The sequence below is a fragment of the Streptomyces sp. NBC_00576 genome (genome assembly GCF_036345175.1).
GTDB lineage: Bacteria > Actinomycetota > Actinomycetes > Streptomycetales > Streptomycetaceae > Streptomyces.
In genome coordinates, this window is the sequence record NZ_CP107780.1 from 4,019,712 (window position 1) to 4,036,007 (window position 16,296).

The 16,296-nt window shown below is 69.7% G+C and carries 20 protein-coding genes, 1 other RNA gene and 1 pseudogene; 3 read left to right on the forward strand and 19 right to left on the reverse strand.

The window, feature by feature from the left end; all coding sequences use genetic code 11:
- Positions 1-8: 8 nt before the first annotated feature.
- From OG734_RS16960 to tsaB, 6 genes and pseudogenes are all read right to left on the reverse strand, one after another.
- Positions 9-218, reverse strand: coding sequence for a hypothetical protein (locus tag OG734_RS16960; RefSeq protein WP_330288340.1), 210 nt, complete (start codon positions 216-218; stop codon positions 9-11).
- Positions 215-532, reverse strand: coding sequence for a hypothetical protein (locus tag OG734_RS16965; protein WP_330288341.1), 318 nt, complete (start codon positions 530-532; stop codon positions 215-217). The genes OG734_RS16960 and OG734_RS16965 overlap by 4 nt, the downstream gene beginning before the upstream one ends.
- Before the next feature lie 264 nt (positions 533-796).
- On the reverse strand, positions 797-1,051 hold the full coding sequence (locus OG734_RS16970; RefSeq protein ID WP_330288342.1) for a hypothetical protein: 255 nt from the start codon (positions 1,049-1,051) through the stop codon (positions 797-799).
- The gene (gene tsaD, locus OG734_RS16975) at positions 1,048-2,139 is read right to left on the reverse strand and encodes a tRNA (adenosine(37)-N6)-threonylcarbamoyltransferase complex transferase subunit TsaD (protein WP_330288343.1); all 1,092 of its coding nucleotides are present in this window, start codon (positions 2,137-2,139) and stop codon (positions 1,048-1,050) included. Before tsaD ends, OG734_RS16970 begins: the two co-directional genes overlap by 4 nt.
- The gene (gene rimI / locus OG734_RS16980; RefSeq protein WP_330293690.1) at positions 2,132-2,707 is read right to left on the reverse strand and encodes a ribosomal protein S18-alanine N-acetyltransferase; all 576 of its coding nucleotides are present in this window, start codon (positions 2,705-2,707) and stop codon (positions 2,132-2,134) included. Before rimI ends, tsaD begins: the two co-directional genes overlap by 8 nt.
- 24 nt (positions 2,708-2,731) lie before the next feature.
- Positions 2,732-3,385: pseudogene (gene tsaB / locus OG734_RS16985) on the reverse strand (tRNA (adenosine(37)-N6)-threonylcarbamoyltransferase complex dimerization subunit type 1 TsaB); the annotation flags it as partial.
- Between the two features lie 110 nt (positions 3,386-3,495).
- Here tsaB and OG734_RS16990 point away from each other — a divergent pair.
- Positions 3,496-4,050 (forward strand): hypothetical protein, encoded by a 555-nt coding sequence (locus tag OG734_RS16990; protein WP_330288344.1) that lies wholly within the window; start codon positions 3,496-3,498, stop codon positions 4,048-4,050.
- Positions 4,051-4,063: 13 nt separating this feature from the next.
- Here the strand turns inward: OG734_RS16990 and OG734_RS16995 are convergent, their stop codons facing one another.
- From OG734_RS16995 to OG734_RS17040, 10 genes are all read right to left on the reverse strand, one after another.
- Positions 4,064-4,222 (reverse strand): hypothetical protein, encoded by a 159-nt coding sequence (locus OG734_RS16995; protein ID WP_330288345.1) that lies wholly within the window; start codon positions 4,220-4,222, stop codon positions 4,064-4,066.
- 131 nt (positions 4,223-4,353) lie between these two features.
- Complete coding sequence (gene tsaE / locus OG734_RS17000) at positions 4,354-4,917, reverse strand: tRNA (adenosine(37)-N6)-threonylcarbamoyltransferase complex ATPase subunit type 1 TsaE (protein ID WP_330288346.1); 564 nt, start codon at positions 4,915-4,917, stop codon at positions 4,354-4,356.
- The gene (locus tag OG734_RS17005; protein ID WP_330288347.1) at positions 4,883-6,139 is read right to left on the reverse strand and encodes an alpha/beta fold hydrolase; all 1,257 of its coding nucleotides are present in this window, start codon (positions 6,137-6,139) and stop codon (positions 4,883-4,885) included. Before OG734_RS17005 ends, tsaE begins: the two co-directional genes overlap by 35 nt.
- Before the next feature lie 141 nt (positions 6,140-6,280).
- Entirely contained in the window at positions 6,281-7,450 is a 1,170-nt protein-coding gene (alr, locus tag OG734_RS17010; RefSeq protein ID WP_330288348.1) for an alanine racemase, read from the reverse strand.
- A 91-nt stretch (positions 7,451-7,541) separates the two neighbouring features.
- The gene (locus OG734_RS17015; protein WP_330288349.1) at positions 7,542-8,987 is read right to left on the reverse strand and encodes an NAD(P)H-hydrate dehydratase; all 1,446 of its coding nucleotides are present in this window, start codon (positions 8,985-8,987) and stop codon (positions 7,542-7,544) included.
- 458 nt (positions 8,988-9,445) lie between these two features.
- The gene (locus OG734_RS17020; protein ID WP_330288350.1) at positions 9,446-9,817 is read right to left on the reverse strand and encodes a holo-ACP synthase; all 372 of its coding nucleotides are present in this window, start codon (positions 9,815-9,817) and stop codon (positions 9,446-9,448) included.
- A 54-nt stretch (positions 9,818-9,871) separates the two neighbouring features.
- A complete protein-coding gene (locus tag OG734_RS17025) occupies positions 9,872-10,483 on the reverse strand; it encodes a hypothetical protein (RefSeq protein WP_330288351.1) in 612 nt (203 codons plus the stop codon).
- The gene (locus OG734_RS17030) at positions 10,480-11,007 is read right to left on the reverse strand and encodes a hypothetical protein (RefSeq protein WP_330288352.1); all 528 of its coding nucleotides are present in this window, start codon (positions 11,005-11,007) and stop codon (positions 10,480-10,482) included. The genes OG734_RS17025 and OG734_RS17030 overlap by 4 nt, the downstream gene beginning before the upstream one ends.
- A 76-nt stretch (positions 11,008-11,083) precedes the next feature.
- Positions 11,084-11,980: a hypothetical protein gene (locus OG734_RS17035; RefSeq protein ID WP_330288353.1), complete on the reverse strand. Its 897-nt coding sequence runs from the start codon at positions 11,978-11,980 to the stop codon at positions 11,084-11,086.
- A gap of 79 nt (positions 11,981-12,059) precedes the next feature.
- On the reverse strand, positions 12,060-12,488 hold the full coding sequence (locus OG734_RS17040; protein ID WP_330288354.1) for an ATP-binding protein: 429 nt from the start codon (positions 12,486-12,488) through the stop codon (positions 12,060-12,062).
- Positions 12,489-12,711: 223 nt separating this feature from the next.
- Between OG734_RS17040 and OG734_RS17045 the strand changes: the two genes are divergently transcribed.
- Both OG734_RS17045 and OG734_RS17050 read left to right on the forward strand, forming a co-directional pair.
- The gene (locus OG734_RS17045) at positions 12,712-13,563 is read left to right on the forward strand and encodes a helix-turn-helix domain-containing protein (protein ID WP_330288355.1); all 852 of its coding nucleotides are present in this window, start codon (positions 12,712-12,714) and stop codon (positions 13,561-13,563) included.
- An 8-nt stretch (positions 13,564-13,571) separates the two neighbouring features.
- Positions 13,572-13,781, forward strand: a complete 210-nt coding sequence (locus OG734_RS17050) for a DUF397 domain-containing protein (protein WP_330293691.1) — start codon at positions 13,572-13,574, stop codon at positions 13,779-13,781.
- 11 nt (positions 13,782-13,792) lie between these two features.
- Here the strand turns inward: OG734_RS17050 and OG734_RS17055 are convergent, their stop codons facing one another.
- The 3 genes from OG734_RS17055 to smpB form a co-directional block, all read right to left on the reverse strand.
- Positions 13,793-15,181, reverse strand: a complete 1,389-nt coding sequence (locus tag OG734_RS17055; protein WP_330288356.1) for a HEAT repeat domain-containing protein — start codon at positions 15,179-15,181, stop codon at positions 13,793-13,795.
- 82 nt (positions 15,182-15,263) lie between these two features.
- Positions 15,264-15,669, reverse strand: a transfer-messenger RNA (tmRNA) gene (ssrA, locus tag OG734_RS17060).
- 119 nt (positions 15,670-15,788) lie between these two features.
- On the reverse strand, positions 15,789-16,271 hold the full coding sequence (gene smpB, locus OG734_RS17065) for an SsrA-binding protein SmpB (protein WP_330288357.1): 483 nt from the start codon (positions 16,269-16,271) through the stop codon (positions 15,789-15,791).
- Positions 16,272-16,296: the final 25 nt, after the last annotated feature.

A 16,296-nucleotide genomic window follows, 5' to 3' on the forward strand; every position in this document is an offset into this window, starting at 1 on the left:
CGTTCGTGTCACTCATGGCCGCTTCCCCTGGCGCCGTCTGTCGTCGCCCCAGGCGCGTCCTCGGTACGCCCCCGGGGCCCGGCCACGTACCGCTGGGCGATCGTCGCGCAGATCAGGGCGAGGGGCAGGGAGGCCAGTCTCCAGCCGTCGGGCAGCAGCCAGGCCGAGAGCGCGCCGAAGACGGCCAGGGTGGCGATCAGGGCGGCTCGGGCGGTCACCGGTCGGCCTGCCGGGGCACCTCGTGCAACAGGATCGTGGCGGCGAGGCAGACGAGCGCCGGGCCGAGGAGCACGTCGTCCCACAGGAGACGGTGACTGTCAGGGATGCGGTCCGCGGTGCCGAGGCTGATCCCGACGCCGATCAGGATGTCCGACCACGCATCCGTCCTGCCCCGGCTCTCCGGCGGGCCTGTCGGAGAGCCGCGCCCCGAGAGTTGGAGTACGCCTCTCCCGACAAGAACCGTGGCGATGGCGAACCCCACCACCCACTGGGCGACTTCCACAGTTTTCCCTGAGTCCGGTGCGATGGCCATGATCAGCGCTCTCCCCACCCGCATGTCGCCACACAGACAGGAGCCGCTTGATCATCCAGGGCGGGACACGCGCGAGCGAGGATCACCTCAACAACGCCCCCGGAAAACACAAAGCGGGTTCAAAGGAGACGGTCGGACAAGGAAAGCCGACCCATCGAGTCGCCCCATTTGCCCGTACCGCCCGGCCAGTTGCCCCTCATCCGGGCAAAGCGAGGATTGTCCGACCCTTGACGGAAGATACGGAAGATTCGGAAGACGCGGACATCACTCTCCCACCACCTCAAAACGCCACCGATGCACCGCCCGCGCCACCAACCCCGCCTCCGGCTCCGGAAGTTCGGGCAGGTCGGCGTCGTAGTCCGCGTCCCACCACGTGATGACGAGGACGCGGTCCTGCGGAGCCCGGAGCGTCTCCCGGCGCACCGGCGGCACAGCCAGCACCTGCGCCCGTGCCCAGGCGAGGAGTTCGCCCCCGCGCCCCTCGACGGCCCGTGCCTCCCACATCAACGCGACGGTCACGCGTACAGGTTCCCCTCACTCACCGCATGCGAATGACGACCTGGTACGTGCGGGTCGGTCACCGGCAACGACGAGTCCGCCGACAGATCCCAGTCGGAGGCGGCCCTGCCCCGCGCGACCATCTCTGCGCCCAGCGCGGCCACCATCGCACCGTTGTCCGTGCACAACTTGGGCCGGGGCACCCGGAGTCGGATACCGGCCGCCTCGCACCGCTCCTGGGCGAGTGCCCGCAGCCGCGAGTTGGCGGCCACTCCCCCGCCGATCATCAGGTGGTCGACGCCCTCGTCCTTGCAGGCCCGCACCGCCTTCCGGGTCAGCACGTCCACGACCGCCTCCTGGAAGGAGGCCGCCACGTCACGCACCGGCACCTCCTCCCCCGCCGCCCGCTTCGCCTCGATCCAGCGGGCCACGGACGTCTTGAGCCCGGAGAAGGAGAAGTCGTACGCCGGATCGCGCGGCCCGGTCAGCCCGCGCGGGAACGCGATGGCCTTCGGGTCGCCCTCACGCGCGTACCGGTCGATGACGGGACCGCCGGGGAAGCCCAGGTTCAGCACCCGCGCGATCTTGTCGAAGGCCTCGCCGGCCGCGTCGTCGATGGTCGCGCCCATGGGCCGTACGTCGGAGGTGATGTCCGAGGACAGCAGCAGCGAGGAGTGGCCGCCGCTGACCAGCAGAGCCATGGTCGGCTCGGGCAGCGGCCCGTGCTCCAACTGGTCGACGCAGATGTGCGAGGCGAGATGGTTCACGCCGTACAGCGGCTTGCCCAGCGCGTACGCGTACGCCTTCGCCGCCGAGACCCCGACCAGCAGAGCGCCCGCGAGCCCGGGACCCGCGGTGACGGCGATGCCGTCGAGGTCCTTGGCGCTGACCCCCGCCTCCTTCAGCGCCCGCTCGATGGTCGGCACCATCGCCTCCAGATGCGCGCGCGAGGCGACCTCGGGCACGACACCCCCGAACCGGGCGTGCTCGTCGACGCTGGACGCGATGGCGTCCGCGAGCAGCGTGGTCCCCCGGACGATGCCGACGCCGGTCTCGTCGCAGGAGGTCTCGATGCCGAGGACGAGCGGTACGTCCTTGGAGTCAGCCATTGCTCTCGGTTCCTTGTACGTCGATTTCCTGTACGTCTTCCTGGACGCCGATTTCCTGTATGTCGGCCTCGCGCACCGGCAGCGACGCCGACGGATCGCGCAGCCGCATCACCAGGGCGTCGATGTTCCCCGGCTGGTAGTAGCCGCGCCGGAACCCGATGGCCTCGAAGCCGAACCTCTCGTACAGCTTCTGCGCGCGCACGTTGTCCACCCGGCATTCGAGCATCACCTCGGTGCACTCGAACGCGGTCGCCGCCCGCAGCAGCTCGGTGAGCAGCACGGCACCGAGGCCGGTGCCCCAGTGTTCGCGGGCGACGGCGATCGTCTGTACGTCGGCCCCCGTGGCGGAACCACTGTCGGATGCGGTCCCGGCGGTGGCGAGACCCGCGTACCCGATGATCCGCCTGCTCCCGTCCGCACGCTCGTCCTCGGCGACGAAGTACCGCCGGGTCGCCTGTGGTCCCCGCGCGTGGGCCAGGTCCGACCAGAACATGCCCCGGGACCAGGCGTCCTCGGGGAAGAGGTCCTTCTCCAGCTCCAGCACGGGCTCGATGTCCCACCAGCGCATCTCGCGCAGCACGGCAGTCGTCACTTGGGGGGTGACCACCTTGTAGTTCTTGGGGACCTGGGCGTCGGGGCGACGCAGGTAGAGGGGCCGGGGGGCCGGGAGTTCGACGCCCGCGGCCAGCCGTTCGGCGGCCAGGGAGGCGAGGGCGGCGGCCGACACGTGCTCGGGCGCGTGCGCGTCCGGGAAGGTGTCCGGGTAGAGCAGGGCGCCCGCGCCGACGGCCGGCAGGCCCGCGACCTGGTCGGCGATGTCCGCCGGCCGGTCGACGGACGGGTCCGTCACCCTCGTACGGGAGTCGCTGTAGCGCGCCCAGTAGACCTCCTTGCGGCGGGCGTCGGTCGCCACCACGAAGGGGCCGTCCTCGACGTCGGCGGCGTACGCGAGGCCGTCCAGCGTGCAGACGCCGTGCACGGGGACGCCGAGCGCGAGTCCGAAGGTGTCGGCGGTCATCAGGCCGACGCGCAGTCCGGTGTAGGGGCCGGGGCCGATGCCGACGACGACGCCGGTGACGGCGTCGAGGCCCGTGCCCGCCTCGGCGAGGATCCGGTCGACGGCGGGCAGCAGCAGTTCCCCGTGCCGGCGCGCGTCGACCTGGCTCGACGCGGCGACGACGGCCGTCCCGTCGTGCAGGGCGACCGTGACGGCCGGGGTGGCGGTATCCAGAGCGAGCAAGAGCACGCGAACAGCCTACGGCGCCCGCGCCCCCTGTACGGCCGCTCCGGTCGGCGGTACGGCTGCTGCTACCGTCGCCACAAAACGGGACGTACAAGACGAAGAGGTGGGCGCTGGTGACCAGGAGCAGCTCGGGATTCGTGGCCGGGCTCACCGCGGCGGCTCTCGCCGGGGTCGGCTTCCTCGCCTACCAGGCCTCGGCGAACGCCCCGCTGCGGCCAGGCTCCGAGCGCCTGTCCTCCTCGACGCCGGTGACCACCTCGAAGGTCCCCCGGGACACCCGGCACCCGGGCGCTCTGCCGGCCGGATCCGGGGCGGGCCGACGGGTCGTGTACTCCCTGGAGGACGACCGGGTGTGGCTGGTCGGCACGGACGGCAGGGCGCGCCGCTCGTTCACGGTCGCACCGGGCACGGTCGATCCGGCGCCGGGCCGCTATCTGGTCAGGTCCCGCTCGAACGCGATCACGGGCACGGACGGCACCCCGATCGAGCACGTCGTGCGGTTCACGAGCGTGGACGGAGTGACCATCGGTTTCAGCACGGCGGTGGACGGCTCGGCTCCGCAGACCGACCCCGAGATGCGCACGGGCGGCATCCGGGAGACACGGCCGGACGGGGACGCGATGTGGGAGTTCGCGACGATCGGCGAGAAGGTCGTCGTGATCCGCTAGACGGGTTGCCCGGCTACGCGGCTTTGGGCCGCTCGACGGGGGCGTCAGGCGCGCGCGGGGGCGTCGAGACCGCACGGGCGGCGGCGCCCGCCGCCAGCAGATCACGCATGGACACCCCGTGTACCGCGTACGGCTTCGGCTTGGGCGTGCTCGTGTTCTCGGTAGCCGACATGGACGCCTCCTGAAGTTCGGGGGCGGACGTAGTTAGGTAAACCTAACCACGAACTGGATACCATGTGACCACGCGCAACACACCCAACGCAACATCTTGCCGACGGATTGTCGGAACATTCACGCAAACGTTCATACGGCGCTCAGGTCAACCGCCGCCCACCGCTCCCCCACCCCCGTGAGGGTGACGTGGCGCACCTCGTCGGTGGTGTCTCCGACGGCCCGGTGGATGAGGAGATGGAGCCGGTCGTCGGTCAGCTCCTCGACCTTGCCCTCGCCCCACTCCACGACGACGACGGACTCGGGCAGCGAGACGTCGAGGTCGAGGTCCTCCATGTCGTCGAGACCGCCGCCCAGCCGGTACGCGTCGACGTGGACGAGCGGCGGGCCGTCGACGAGGGAGGGGTGGACGCGGGCGATCACGAAGGTGGGCGAGGTGACGGCACCCCGGACGCCGAGCCCCTCGCCGAGCCCGCGCGTCAGCGTCGTCTTGCCCGCGCCCAGCTCACCGGTGAGCATCAGGAGGTCGCCGGCCCGCAGCAGTTTGGCGAGCCTGCGACCCAACTCCCGCATCTCGTCGGGTGAGTCGACGACGATCTGTACCGTGCCCGATGCCGTGCCCGATGCCGTGCCCGATGCCGTGCCCGATGGTGGGCCCGATTCAGCCGGGTTGTGCGCTGCCGCTGGTGCTTCCATAACCAGAAACGGTAGCCCCTGCCGGCACGGCACCCGCGCGGGTGAGCAGGTCGGCGAGCCGGTCGGTGACCGCCTCCGGGTGCTCCAGCATCACCAGGTGCCCGGCGTCCGGCACGAGCACCAGTTCGGCGTCCGGCAGCAGGTCGGCGATGGCCTCACTGTGCTCGCTGGGCGTGACGAGGTCACCGACCCCGGCCAGCACCAGCACGGGCAGGTCCGTGAAGTGGCCGAGGGCCTCGGTCTTCTCGTGCTCGGTGAAGGCCGGGTAGAACTCGGCGACGACATCGATGGGCGTGCCCTCGATCATCCGCTCGGCGAACCGGGCGACGGCGGGATCGACGTCCCGCGACGAGAACGAGTACCGCTTGATGATGCCGGTGAAGAGATCGGAGGTGGCCCGCCGCCCCCGCTCCACCCACTCGGCCTGCTGCCCCAGCGCCTTCAGTACGCCAGGCAGCACCCGCCGGACGGCGTTCACGCCCGCGACGGGCAACCCGAAGTTGACCTCGCCGAGCCGTCCCGACGACGTACCGACGAACGCCACCCCGACAACCCGCTCCCGCACCACGTCCGGGTACTGGTCGGCGAAGGCCATGACGGTCATCCCGCCCATGGAGTGCCCGACGAGCACGATCGGCCCCTCGGGCACGGCGGCGTCGAGGACGGCTTTCAGGTCCTGCCCGAGCTGGTCTATGGAGACGGGCACCCCGTCGTTGATCTGAGCGGCCCCGCGTCCGGACCGACCGTGGCTGCGCTGGTCCCAGTACACACTGCGTACGACACCGCGCAGGGCGGCCCGCTGGAAGTGCCAGGAGTCCTGGCTCAGGCAGTAGCCGTGACTGAAGACGACGGTGACGGGGGCCGGGGCCTTGCGCCCGAAGAGGCGCCGCCGACGCGGGGTGAGGGCGGGCGCGGCCTCCGGGTCGACGTCGTCGACCTCGTAGTACAGCTCGGTGCCGTCGTCGGCGTACGCCTTGCCCGGGGTGCCGCGCAGCGCGCCGTACGGGCCCGCCGAGTCGAGCGCGAGCCGCGCCTTCTGGCGTATGCCGCGCCCCACGGTGAGCCGCTCGACGGCGACACCCGCGGCGGCACCGGCGGCCACCACCCCTATGGCGACGCCCGCGATACCGGTCACCCGGCGCCAGCTCCCCGTCGCCCCCGCGGCGGAGGCCACGGCCGCCGTGGCGGCGCTCGCGACGACCTCCGCACTGCTCTCGCTCACGTACCGCTCCTGCCTGGAGTTACCACCGAAGTGGATGGACTACTGAAGTTGCTCAAGTTGCTCAAGTTGAAAGACTTGCCGGAGTTGCCGGGGTTACTCGTGCCGCCAACCGGAAAGCTCCTCGTGCGATTACCCCACTTGTTACTCATTCACGTAGACGCGGGGCACCCGGGTTCCGATGCGGGTGACGATTTCGTACGCGATCGTCCCGGCCGCCTGCGCCCAGTCCTCGGCGGTGGGCTCGCCGCGGTCGCCGGGCCCGAAGAGCAGGACCTCCGCGCCCGCTTCGGGCTCGTCGCCCCCCAGATCGACGACGAACTGGTCCATGGCGACCCGTCCGGCCACGGTCCGCCACTTGCCGCCGATCAGTACGGGACCGGTGCCGGAGGCATGGCGCGGGATGCCGTCCGCGTAGCCGACGGGGACGAGGCCGAGGGTGGTATCGCCCGGGGTGACGTAGTGGTGCCCGTAGCTGACGCCGTGCCCACCCGGTACGTGCTTGACCAGCGCGAGCGAGGCGGCCAGCGTCATCACGGGCCGAAGGCCGAGGTCGGCGGAGGTGCCGATCTCGGGACTGGGCGAGATGCCGTACACGGCAATCCCCGCCCTCACGAGGTCGAAGTGCGTGTCCGGGCGGCTGAGGACGGCGGGCGAGTTGGCGAGATGCCGCACCTCGGGCCGCAGTCCGTGCCGCTCGGCGTACGCGACCATGTCATGGAAGCTGGTGAGCTGGGCGTCGACGGAGGGGTGCCCGGGTTCGTCGGCGCAGGCGAGATGCGACCAGAGCCCGGTGACGCGGATCAGCCCGTCGTGCTCGGCACGCAGTGCGGCGGCGACGAGCGCGCACCAGTCGTCCCCCGGCTGACAGCCGCCGCGCCCGAGCCCGGTGTCGGCCTTGAGCTGGACGCGGGCGGGCCGCCGGGCGGCAGTCGCAGCTTCGACGACCTCCCGCAGGGCCCACATCCCACTCACCGACACGTCGATGTCGGCCTCGACGGCCTCCTGCCAGGGCCCGCCGGGCGTCCACAGCCAGCACATGACCCGGACATGGCGGGGAATCCCGGAGTCCGGCCGCCGCAGGGCGAGCGCCTCCTCGGGGGTGGCGGTGCCGAGCCAGTCGGCACCCGCCTCGACGGCTGCCCGAGCACACCGGAGCGCCCCATGGCCGTACGCTTCGGACTTGACCACGGCCATCAGGGCCGCACCGCGCGCGCGGGCACGCAAATTCCGTACGTTGGCCCGCAGGGCGGCCAGATCGATCTCGGCACGGGCACGCAGGGCGCCGGCCGGCGGGGCTGGTGTCTCACTCATGGCGCCCCCAGTGTCTCAGAGGCACCCAGGACCAGACTCGCACCCACCCCGGCCTTCTGACCCGTCCGGCGTTTGAGGACGAGGCCCCCGTTCACCCACCCCGCACATCCCGCCAAGCCCTCCGCACCCCCTCCGCCACATCCTGCGCCCCCACCGGCGCCCCATCCGCCGCCAGCCTCCCCGCCAGCCCGTGCAGATACGCCCCCACACTCCCCGCGTCCAACGCCGAGAGTCCCGCCGCCAGCAACGACCCGCCCAGCCCCGACAGCACGTCCCCGCTACCGGCGGTGGCAAGCCACCCCGTGCCGGTCGCGTTGACCCGTACGGCACCGCCTGCCGAGGCGGCGACCAGCGTGGTCGAACCCTTGAGGAGAACGGTCGCGCCGTAGCGGCCGGCGAGCTCACGCACGGCCGACAACCGGGCACCCTCCACCTCCGCACGGCTCACGCCGAGCAGCGCGGCGGCCTCCCCGGCATGCGGGGTCATCAACGTCGGCGCGGTACGACCCCGCACCGTCTCCCGGTCCGCCAGCCGCAGCCCGTCCGCGTCGATCAGCACGGGTACGTCCGCCTCCAGCACCTCGGCGACCGTGGCGGCGTCGTCCCCGGCCCCGGGCCCCACGACCCACGCCTGCACGCGCCCCGCCTTGTGCGGTCCCCGGTCGGACACGAGCGCCTCGGGAAAGCGGGCGATCACCGCGTCAGCCGCGGGCCCCACGTACCGCACGGCCCCGGCGCCGCCCCGCAGCGCCCCGGCCACGGCGAGTACGGCGGCCCCCGGATACCGTGCCGAACCCGCCGCGATCCCGACGACGCCCCGCCGGTACTTGTCGCTCTCGACGCCGGGCACCGGCAACAACCGGGCGACGTCCGCGTGTTGCAGCGCCTCCAGCTCGGCCTGCGCGGGAAGCACCTCCCCGAGCCCGATGTCGACGAGCCGCACCGTCCCGGCGTACTCACGCGCGGGATCGATGAGCAGGCCCGGCTTGTGCGTCCCGAAGGTCACGGTCACATCGGCGCGAATCGCCACCCCCGGCACCTCACCGCTGTCGGCGTCGACCCCGCTGGGCAGATCAACGGCGACCACAGCAGCCCGCGCCCCCCGTACCGCCTCCACCAACGGCACGGCGTCGGCCCGCAGCCCGCCTCGCCCGCCGATCCCGACGATGCCGTCGAGGACGAGATCGGCCCGCCGAACAAGCCCCTCGACGCCGTCATCTCCGGCGCTCGTCACCGTCCCGCCCGCTGTCCGCAGCGCCGCGAGCCCCCCGGCATGCGTGCGCTCCGGCGCGAGCAGCACCGCCGTGACACCGGCTCCGCGCCGGGCGAGCCGGGCCCCGGCGTACAGCGCGTCGCCGCCGTTGTCGCCGCTGCCGACGAGCAGGACGACCCTGGTGCCGTACACCCGCCCCATCAACTGGGCGCAGGCGACGGCCAGTCCGGCCGCCGCACGCTGCATGAGCGCACCCTCCGGCAACCGCGCCATCAGCTCACGCTCGGCCGCCCGTACCGTCTCCACGCTGTACGCAGTTCGCATACACCGAGTCTCCCGCACGGCCCGCCGAGCCCGCCGGACAGAGTCCCTCCCCTTACGCCAGATTCCAGAGGGCCCTACCGTTCCTAGAGACTGAGCGGGAGTGAGTCCGTTCAGCCGCGCGCCCCGAACGGTCTTGGGCGAGCTGGTCCCCGGCGTACTCGACCCCGGGTGGCGACACGCATCGTGTGCGCGGTCCTGGCCCGGGAGGCCCCCGCGGCCGGAGGCCGCTGATGAACACAGCCCTCGCGACCTGGCCATGTGGGTACGGCCAGAGGCGACGGGGAGGCCCTGAACCATCCTCTGGTGGAGCAGGGGCCCCGCACGCTGACGCCGTACCCGCTGTCCCAGGACGCACGACCACGCTAACCCGAACGGCCCAGACCGCCGCAAGCCCGCACACGGACGACCACACGATCGAGCTAATTCGACCTCGCGTGCACTCCTTGGCGAGCAGCTACCTACCCCTCCGCAATCACCACCGCCGAAGCCACCCCCGCGTCATGACTGAGCGACACATGCCATGACCGCACCCCGAGCTCCGCCGCGCGCGCGGCCACGGTCCCCGTCACCCGCAGCCAGGGCCGCCCGCTGTCCTCGACGCAGACCTCCGCGTCCGTCCAGAGCAGGCCGGCCGGAGCGCCCAGCGCCTTGGCGAGCGCCTCCTTCGCGGCGAACCGGGCGGCAAGGGAGGCGACACCGCGCCGCTCACCGCTGGGCAGCAGCAACTCGCTCTCCAGGAACAGCCGTTGGGCCAGCCCGGGGGTCCGCTCCAGCGAGGCCCGGAACCGTTCGATCTCGGCGACGTCGATCCCGACTCCGACAATGCTCATGCCGAGCACCCTACGGCGGGCGTCCGGACGCGGCGGGACGGCATCACCGTCGTGTCACCGCTGGGACCGCTGCCCGAGTTCGAGCGGTGGTGAGGGCAGCCCGAAGTGCTCGGCGATGATCCGTACGGTGTGAGCGCCGTCGGCGTTGAACCCGGGCTCGGAGTCGTACCTCGGGGTGTCCCGGCCGACGATCCCCGCGTCGAGCAGCTCCCGTACCAACAGATCGGCCAGGCCTCCGGAACGTCGTGACTCCCGGCGCCCGCCCAGGTTGAACAGCGCTTTCTCGAACCCACCCCGGCTGTAGGCGAACTGGAACGGGTGCTCGTCGCAGTGCGGGACCATGTAGTTCTGCCCGTGCGGGCATGCGCACGCGGGAGTGGAGGCCAGAAACACGGTCTCCACGCGCTCCGGATCACTGGCAAGCTGCGCATGATGATGGCGCCCCATGACAGCCGTGATGCTGCGTGCCAGATCCCAGGCACTCTGCCCGCTCTCGTTCATACCCGGGGCCGTATAGGCGTCCTGCACCACCCAAACCCAGCCGTCTGCCTCCCCGACGGCCCGGGGAGGACGTCCCGCATCCCCGAAGATGTCGACCACGGTAGACATGGCCATGCCCTTACAAAAGGTGACGAACGTGTTCGGGGCGAGCCAGGTCACTGTCATTCCCCCACCACCTCGGAGGACACGGCTGCCAGGGAAGCCACGGACAGAGCAGGCAGTTCGAAGAAGTCGGCGATCGCCTGCACGAGACGCTCGTGATCGTCACGACCTTCGTACACCGCATCGGGACCGATGAGGTTCGCGGCGAGAAGCTCCTCCGACAGGTAGTCGGGGTTGTCACCGACCCGCTGCCCGATGCTCTCGAAACTGAACCCGAGGACGAACCGGCCGTCCCGGTAGTACTCGAACTCGGGCGAGAACGCCTTCGCACTGCACGGATCGACGACGAACACGACGATCTCCACGCCACGCGGACACAGATCGCTGTAGCGGACCGAGTCGTAGTCCTCGATATCCCAGTTGTGCATGTCGTGCACCGCCCACACCCACCCGTCCCCCTCCCCGTACGCGAGGGGTTCGCGATGCAGAGCGTCCAACGCCTGGGTGAGCACACGGAGAGGCATACGCCGCGCGAAGACGACGTTCACATCGCGGCCCGGAAAGGGATCATGTATCCAGTCGGTCATGCGGAGCACCCTAGGCGCGGGCACTGACATCGCCGACGGCCCCGTGGAGCAGCGCACGGGCCGCCGACGCGAGGACTCAGTCGGAGCCCGACTCCCCGGCGAACAGGTCCTCGGCGCGCGCCACCGTCCGGGAACGCTCCAGCCAGGTGTCGACCCGGTCGAGATCGGTGCAGGTCGTGATGCGTTCACGCACGTCGGCCGCTACGGGGATGCCGCGCACCTCCAGTACGAACAGGATCCCTTCTGCTTTGCCTTTGGCCTGGCCTTCCAGATAGGCCGTCTCACGAACCGTCCCCCGGCCGGGGAAGTAGCTGACGAACGACATGATGTCCTCCCATTTCTTTCCTGCGGGGGTCTTCCCCAAGGTGACTTCGAGGAAGTCGAAGAAGTACTCGGCGGTGTCGGGATCGGTTTCCCGGAGTTCCTGAAGGGCGCTACTGATTGCTTCCAGTATGGCGTCGCCGTCGGAGCTGCGGGCGTGCGCCAGGGCGGAAAGCACGGCCAGTGGCAGGTTCTTGGCCACGGTCCTGACATCCGTGATCACCGGCAGGTTGTCCGGACCGGCGACCAGCGGATACACGCGCAGAGCCGTCCAGCCGCTTGTGCCACAGGCGAAGGGGCCGGTCGCCCACTTGGCGGTGGCTTGGTCCTGGCAGACCACGAGCAGCAGCACGGGCAGTTCGTACTTCGCCTGAAGGTAACTGACGTAATACGCCCAGCTCCGCTCCTTGCCCGCAACCTTGCCCGACTGCGACTCGATGGCGAGCAGGAAGTCCTCGCCGTCGGACGGGCCGATGCGCAGCACGGTGTCCACGCGCCGTTCCAGCGGCCGGGTTTCCGTCACGTCCGTGGTGACGGCGTCCACCGTCGCCTTCGCAGATAACGGGACTCCCAGCACCCCGAACACGGGAGCCAGGATCTCGGGCCGCTCCTGAAAGATGCGGTGCAAGCCCTCGTGAGCTGATGTGACCATGTGCGCAACCTTGACTCAGTGACGGAAGGGATTTCGAGGCATTCGCGATGCGTTCGCTCTTTCGAGTTACGCAAAACGTTCACGCCGCCGAGTTCAGCTCGCACCACACGAATTTGCCGCGATTCCCGAAACGGGACAGCGGCTGCCACCCCCACAGATGGGCACAGGCCAACACCATCCCCAGCCCACGCCCGTCCTCCGACTCGACGAGCTGCCCCAACTCCCTTGGCGGCTCCGGCGGTCGGGGGTCCGCATCCCAGGCTCCGATTCGCAGGACACCGGCCGACCAGCGGACGCGGAGGGCGGCGGGGCCCTTGGTGTGACGTACGGCGTTGGACACCAGCTCGGTGGCGAGGAGTTCGGCGACGTCGACGAAGTCGATCAGTCCGTGCATGGTGAGGATCAGACGGAGGGTGCGGCGGCTGACGGTGACGGCGCGGAGGTCGTTCGGGATGTAGAGGGAGTACTCCCAGGACTCGGGATCGGTTTCCTTCTCGACTTCGGGCATGCGTCAACTCCCGTTCGGCGGTGGGGGGGTGCGGTCGGCGGGTGGTGGCATGCCGCAGCCGTCATGGCAGGACGGAGTGGTGCACTTCCGAGGATCCCGGCGTTCCGCAGAGTGTGCGTCGCATCACCGACGGTATGTCTAACTTGTAAGCCCGAGCAAGCCGATCGCGTAATCTGACCCCGAACGAGCGGCACCAGCAGGCGTGTTGATCAAGGAGCTATGGATGGTCCTGAGACGCGAACCCACGGCGCGTCAACTGCGCCTGGGGATCGAGTTGCGCAGACTCCGCGAGGCGGCAGGACTCACCGCCACCGAGGCAGCAGCGCTGCTTGGGGCGAATCGCGTCCAGATGAGCCACATCGAAACCGGACTCGCGGGCGTGAGCGAGCAGCGACTCCGCCGCCTCGCGTCCCACTACGCCTGCACGGACGAGGATTTCATCGAAGCGCTGGTCACAATGGCCACCGACCGGACACGGGGTTGGTGGGAGGAGTACCGCGGCCTGCTGTCCACACCGTTCATGGACCTGTCCGAGCTGGATCACCACGCCCGGTTTCAGTACAACGTGGCCATCCTGTTCGTACCGGGCTTGCTCCAGACAGAGGACTACGCCCGCGCCGTGTACTCCACCAGGATTCCCGAACTCACGGAGGAACAACTTGAGTTGCGCGTGCGCCACCGCATAGCGCGCCAGGTGATCATCAACAGCCCCTCGCCCATCCCCCTCGATGCGGTGATTCACGAAGCGGCGCTGCGGATCATGGTCGACACCCGGACCACTGCACGAACCCAGCTCATCCGCATCCTGGAACTCTCCGAAGCGGATCACATCACCGTGAGGGTCGTTCCCTTCGATCTGGAGGGCTTCTCCTGGGGCAGCAGCACCATGGCCTATCTGGGCGGCAGCGTGACCAAACTGGACACAGTGATCCGCGACACCCCCACCGGTGCGGTCTATGTCGACGCAGAAGATCAACTGACCACGTACCGAGCCCGCTTCCAGGAGGTAAAGGCCATGGCACTCGAACCGGAACGGTCACGCGACCTCGTCCAGAGGCTGGCGAAAGAGCTGTGAAGCATCCCCTGCCGACACCCGACAGCTGGCGAAAGTCGTCCTACTCCGCCGGCGGCGACGGCGACGACTGCGTGGAGATAGCCGACTCCCCCACCCACATAGCCATCCGCGACTCCAAGACCCCCACCACCCGCACCCTCACCTTCCCGGCCTCCGCCTACACCCTGTTCGTCGACTCCCTCAAGTCGCCCACACGCGACGCCCCCAAGCCGTCGTAGGACACACACCCTCACACGTCAGCCGGATTCCCCTTCCGCCACCGCCACCGCCAGAACTCACTGACCCGGTGGTCATCCTCGAAACCGGCGCCCAGGGGCCCCACCCGGTCGATCGCCTCACCGGTGCGCGGATCGTCGCGCAGGGAGAGACCGTAGGCGGCTTCCAGGCGCACGAGTTGGTTGTCGTGGGCGAGCAGCGCCACCAGGGCGTCGGCCACGGCGGGCGTGCGGATTCGGGAGTTGGCGAGCGTCACCGCCGCCGCGCTCCGTGCGTCCGGGTCCGGGTCCTCGGCCAGGAGAAGCAGCGCCCGGGTGATCGCCGGGAGGAGTTCGTCGTCCCGCATGCCCGCCTCGCACGCTGCGACCCGCACCTCGATGTCCGGGTCTCGGGTGAGGGTGAGCAACCCGGCCCTGGCCTCAGGAGTCAAGGGGACGCCGTACGTCGAGAGGGCGTTGGGCACTTCACGACGTACGCGGGGGTCGGGATGGTCGGCGTAGCGGAGCCCGATGGCCTCCTGGCCCTCATGCGTGTATTCGGTGTAGACGTCCAGCACCTTCGCGAGCATCCCGCTGTCTGTTTCCTCTGCCGCCCAGGCAGCCAGGAATTCACACTCCTGCTTCTTGTAGTAGGGGTCGGGATAAACGAGCGCCCGCATCCTGAGGTAGTCGAGCACGAACTGGCGGTGCGCCGGAGCGACGTCATGGCGGTGGGCCACCACGGCCGACCAGGTCTCGAAGCTGCGCCGCCCGGCGAGAATCCAGCGGACCGTCGTCCAGTTCACATGGTCTTCGTCGGGCGGATCGACGGCACGGGCGATCAGCTCGTCGACGGGGGTCAGGATGCGGAAGGCCCACTCCAGCGACGTGAGGATGGCCCCGTGCCCGGCCCGCACGACGAGCCCGCCGAGCGAGACCTGCTCGACCCAGTCGCACTCGCCGTCGTCCTGCACCCGGACCGTCTCCGCCGGCCCCGACCCACCCGTCCTGCGCCGCAGCTCGTCGGCCGCACCGGTCTCGTACCAGCCCCGCGCCAGAGTGAGCAGCCGTTCCCGGGCCTCCTCCGGCAGCCGCAGCCGGGGCTCCTTGCCCAGGACCGCCGAGAAGACCGCCGGGGAGCCTCCGTCGACAGCGCGCCACAGAGGCGTGGTCCCGTCCGGCAGCACCCGGTCGGGGTCCGCCCCGCCCTCCACCAGCGCCTCGGCGACTGCTTCGTCGTACGCCGCGACAGCCACGCACAGCACCGGCAGACCGTCCGCATCCGCATCAGAGTTCGCGTCCGCGTCCGCCTCCGTATTCATCGTGTCCGGATCGGCGCCCTCCTCCAACAGGACCCGCACCGACTCGACATCCCCTGCCCGAACCGCCGAACTGAGCCGACTGTCGAGCGCTCCCTCACTCATCCCTCACCCCTCCCGCACAAGGCACAACAAGGGCCCCGCCGCTCGAAAGCGACGGGGCCCTTGGCACTGCATAACATGGGAATTGTGGAGATGGCGGGAATCGAACCCGCGTCCAACGGTGCGGAATCAGGGCTTCTCCGTGTGCAGTTCGCTGTGCTTTTCTCGGCCCCGGCAATCACGCGAACAAGTCGCCGACGGGCCCAGTCACTGTTAGATTTCCCTCTTCACCCCGTGACCGGGATCAAGGTTTAGTCCCCTAGCTGATGCCAGGATCCGGGTCGGGAACAGCCCCGGGCTGACACTCCCTTAGTAAGGAGCAGAGCTCGTCGCTACCTGAAATCAGGCGGCGAGGGAGAGCTGCTGCTGCTTGAGAGAATCGCTGTTTGAATTGGCGATTATTTTTTTCGGCCTGTGGTTTACGAGATCATGGCCGCTTCCTCGACACGCTTCACCTGCTTCGACAGCCGCTGTCGAAACCGATCATCCCCATGTTGTTTTTTCAAGCCCTCCGAAGAGGAGTCCCTCCGAGGAGGAACACGCACCCTCGGTGAGGTGCAGTTGCCATCGTACGTGACCAACGCGCGCCGATGCCACCGAATTCCCGGCGCTACGCGTGCTGCTGCCTGCGCTTCACCGCCGAGACCGCCCGGTCCGTCTCGCGACGGTCCTGCTTCTCCCGCAGCGTCTGCCGCTTGTCGTACTCCTTCTTGCCTCGCGCCAGCGCGATCTCGATCTTCGCCCGGCCGTCCTTGAAGTACAGGGAGAGGGGCACGATCGCGTGACCCGACTCCTGCGACTTCGACTCCAGCTTCTCGATCTCCTCGCGGTGCAGCAGCAGCTTCCGCTTGCGCCGGGCACTGTGGTTGGTCCAGGTGCCCTGGCTGTACTCCGGCACGTGCACGTTGTGCAGCCACGCCTCGTTCCCGTCGAGCTGCACGAAGCCGTCGACGAGCGAGGCCCGCCCCTGGCGCAGGGACTTCACCTCGGTACCGGTGAGGACCAGACCGGCCTCGTAGGTGTCGATGATGGCGTAGTCGTGGCGCGCCTTCTTGTTCTGGGCGATCAGCTTGCGCCCTTTTTCCTTAGCCATAGTGACGCCATTTTCGCACTAGGAG

What these genes read in the sequence shown, in the direction of transcription:
- OG734_RS16965 (WP_330288341.1), bottom strand. Translation starts at nt 532, where the DNA reads ATGGCCATCGCACCGGACTCAGGGAAAACTGTGGAAGTCGCCCAGTGG.
- tsaD (WP_330288343.1), bottom strand. Translation starts at nt 2,139, where the DNA reads ATGGCTGACTCCAAGGACGTACCGCTCGTCCTCGGCATCGAGACCTCC.
- rimI (WP_330293690.1), bottom strand. Translation starts at nt 2,707, where the DNA reads ATGCGCTGGTGGGACATCGAGCCCGTGCTGGAGCTGGAGAAGGACCTC.
- OG734_RS16995 (WP_330288345.1), bottom strand. Translation starts at nt 4,222, where the DNA reads ATGTCGGCTACCGAGAACACGAGCACGCCCAAGCCGAAGCCGTACGCG.
- tsaE (WP_330288346.1), bottom strand. Translation starts at nt 4,917, where the DNA reads ATGGAAGCACCAGCGGCAGCGCACAACCCGGCTGAATCGGGCCCACCA.
- alr (WP_330288348.1), bottom strand. Translation starts at nt 7,450, where the DNA reads ATGAGTGAGACACCAGCCCCGCCGGCCGGCGCCCTGCGTGCCCGTGCC.
- OG734_RS17015 (WP_330288349.1), bottom strand. Translation starts at nt 8,987, where the DNA reads ATGCGAACTGCGTACAGCGTGGAGACGGTACGGGCGGCCGAGCGTGAG.
- OG734_RS17020 (WP_330288350.1), bottom strand. Translation starts at nt 9,817, where the DNA reads ATGAGCATTGTCGGAGTCGGGATCGACGTCGCCGAGATCGAACGGTTC.
- OG734_RS17025 (WP_330288351.1), bottom strand. Translation starts at nt 10,483, where the DNA reads ATGACAGTGACCTGGCTCGCCCCGAACACGTTCGTCACCTTTTGTAAG.
- OG734_RS17030 (WP_330288352.1), bottom strand. Translation starts at nt 11,007, where the DNA reads ATGACCGACTGGATACATGATCCCTTTCCGGGCCGCGATGTGAACGTC.
- OG734_RS17035 (WP_330288353.1), bottom strand. Translation starts at nt 11,980, where the DNA reads ATGGTCACATCAGCTCACGAGGGCTTGCACCGCATCTTTCAGGAGCGG.
- OG734_RS17040 (WP_330288354.1), bottom strand. Translation starts at nt 12,488, where the DNA reads ATGCCCGAAGTCGAGAAGGAAACCGATCCCGAGTCCTGGGAGTACTCC.
- OG734_RS17045 (WP_330288355.1), top strand. Translation starts at nt 12,712, where the DNA reads ATGGTCCTGAGACGCGAACCCACGGCGCGTCAACTGCGCCTGGGGATC.
- OG734_RS17055 (WP_330288356.1), bottom strand. Translation starts at nt 15,181, where the DNA reads ATGAGTGAGGGAGCGCTCGACAGTCGGCTCAGTTCGGCGGTTCGGGCA.
- smpB (WP_330288357.1), bottom strand. Translation starts at nt 16,271, where the DNA reads ATGGCTAAGGAAAAAGGGCGCAAGCTGATCGCCCAGAACAAGAAGGCG.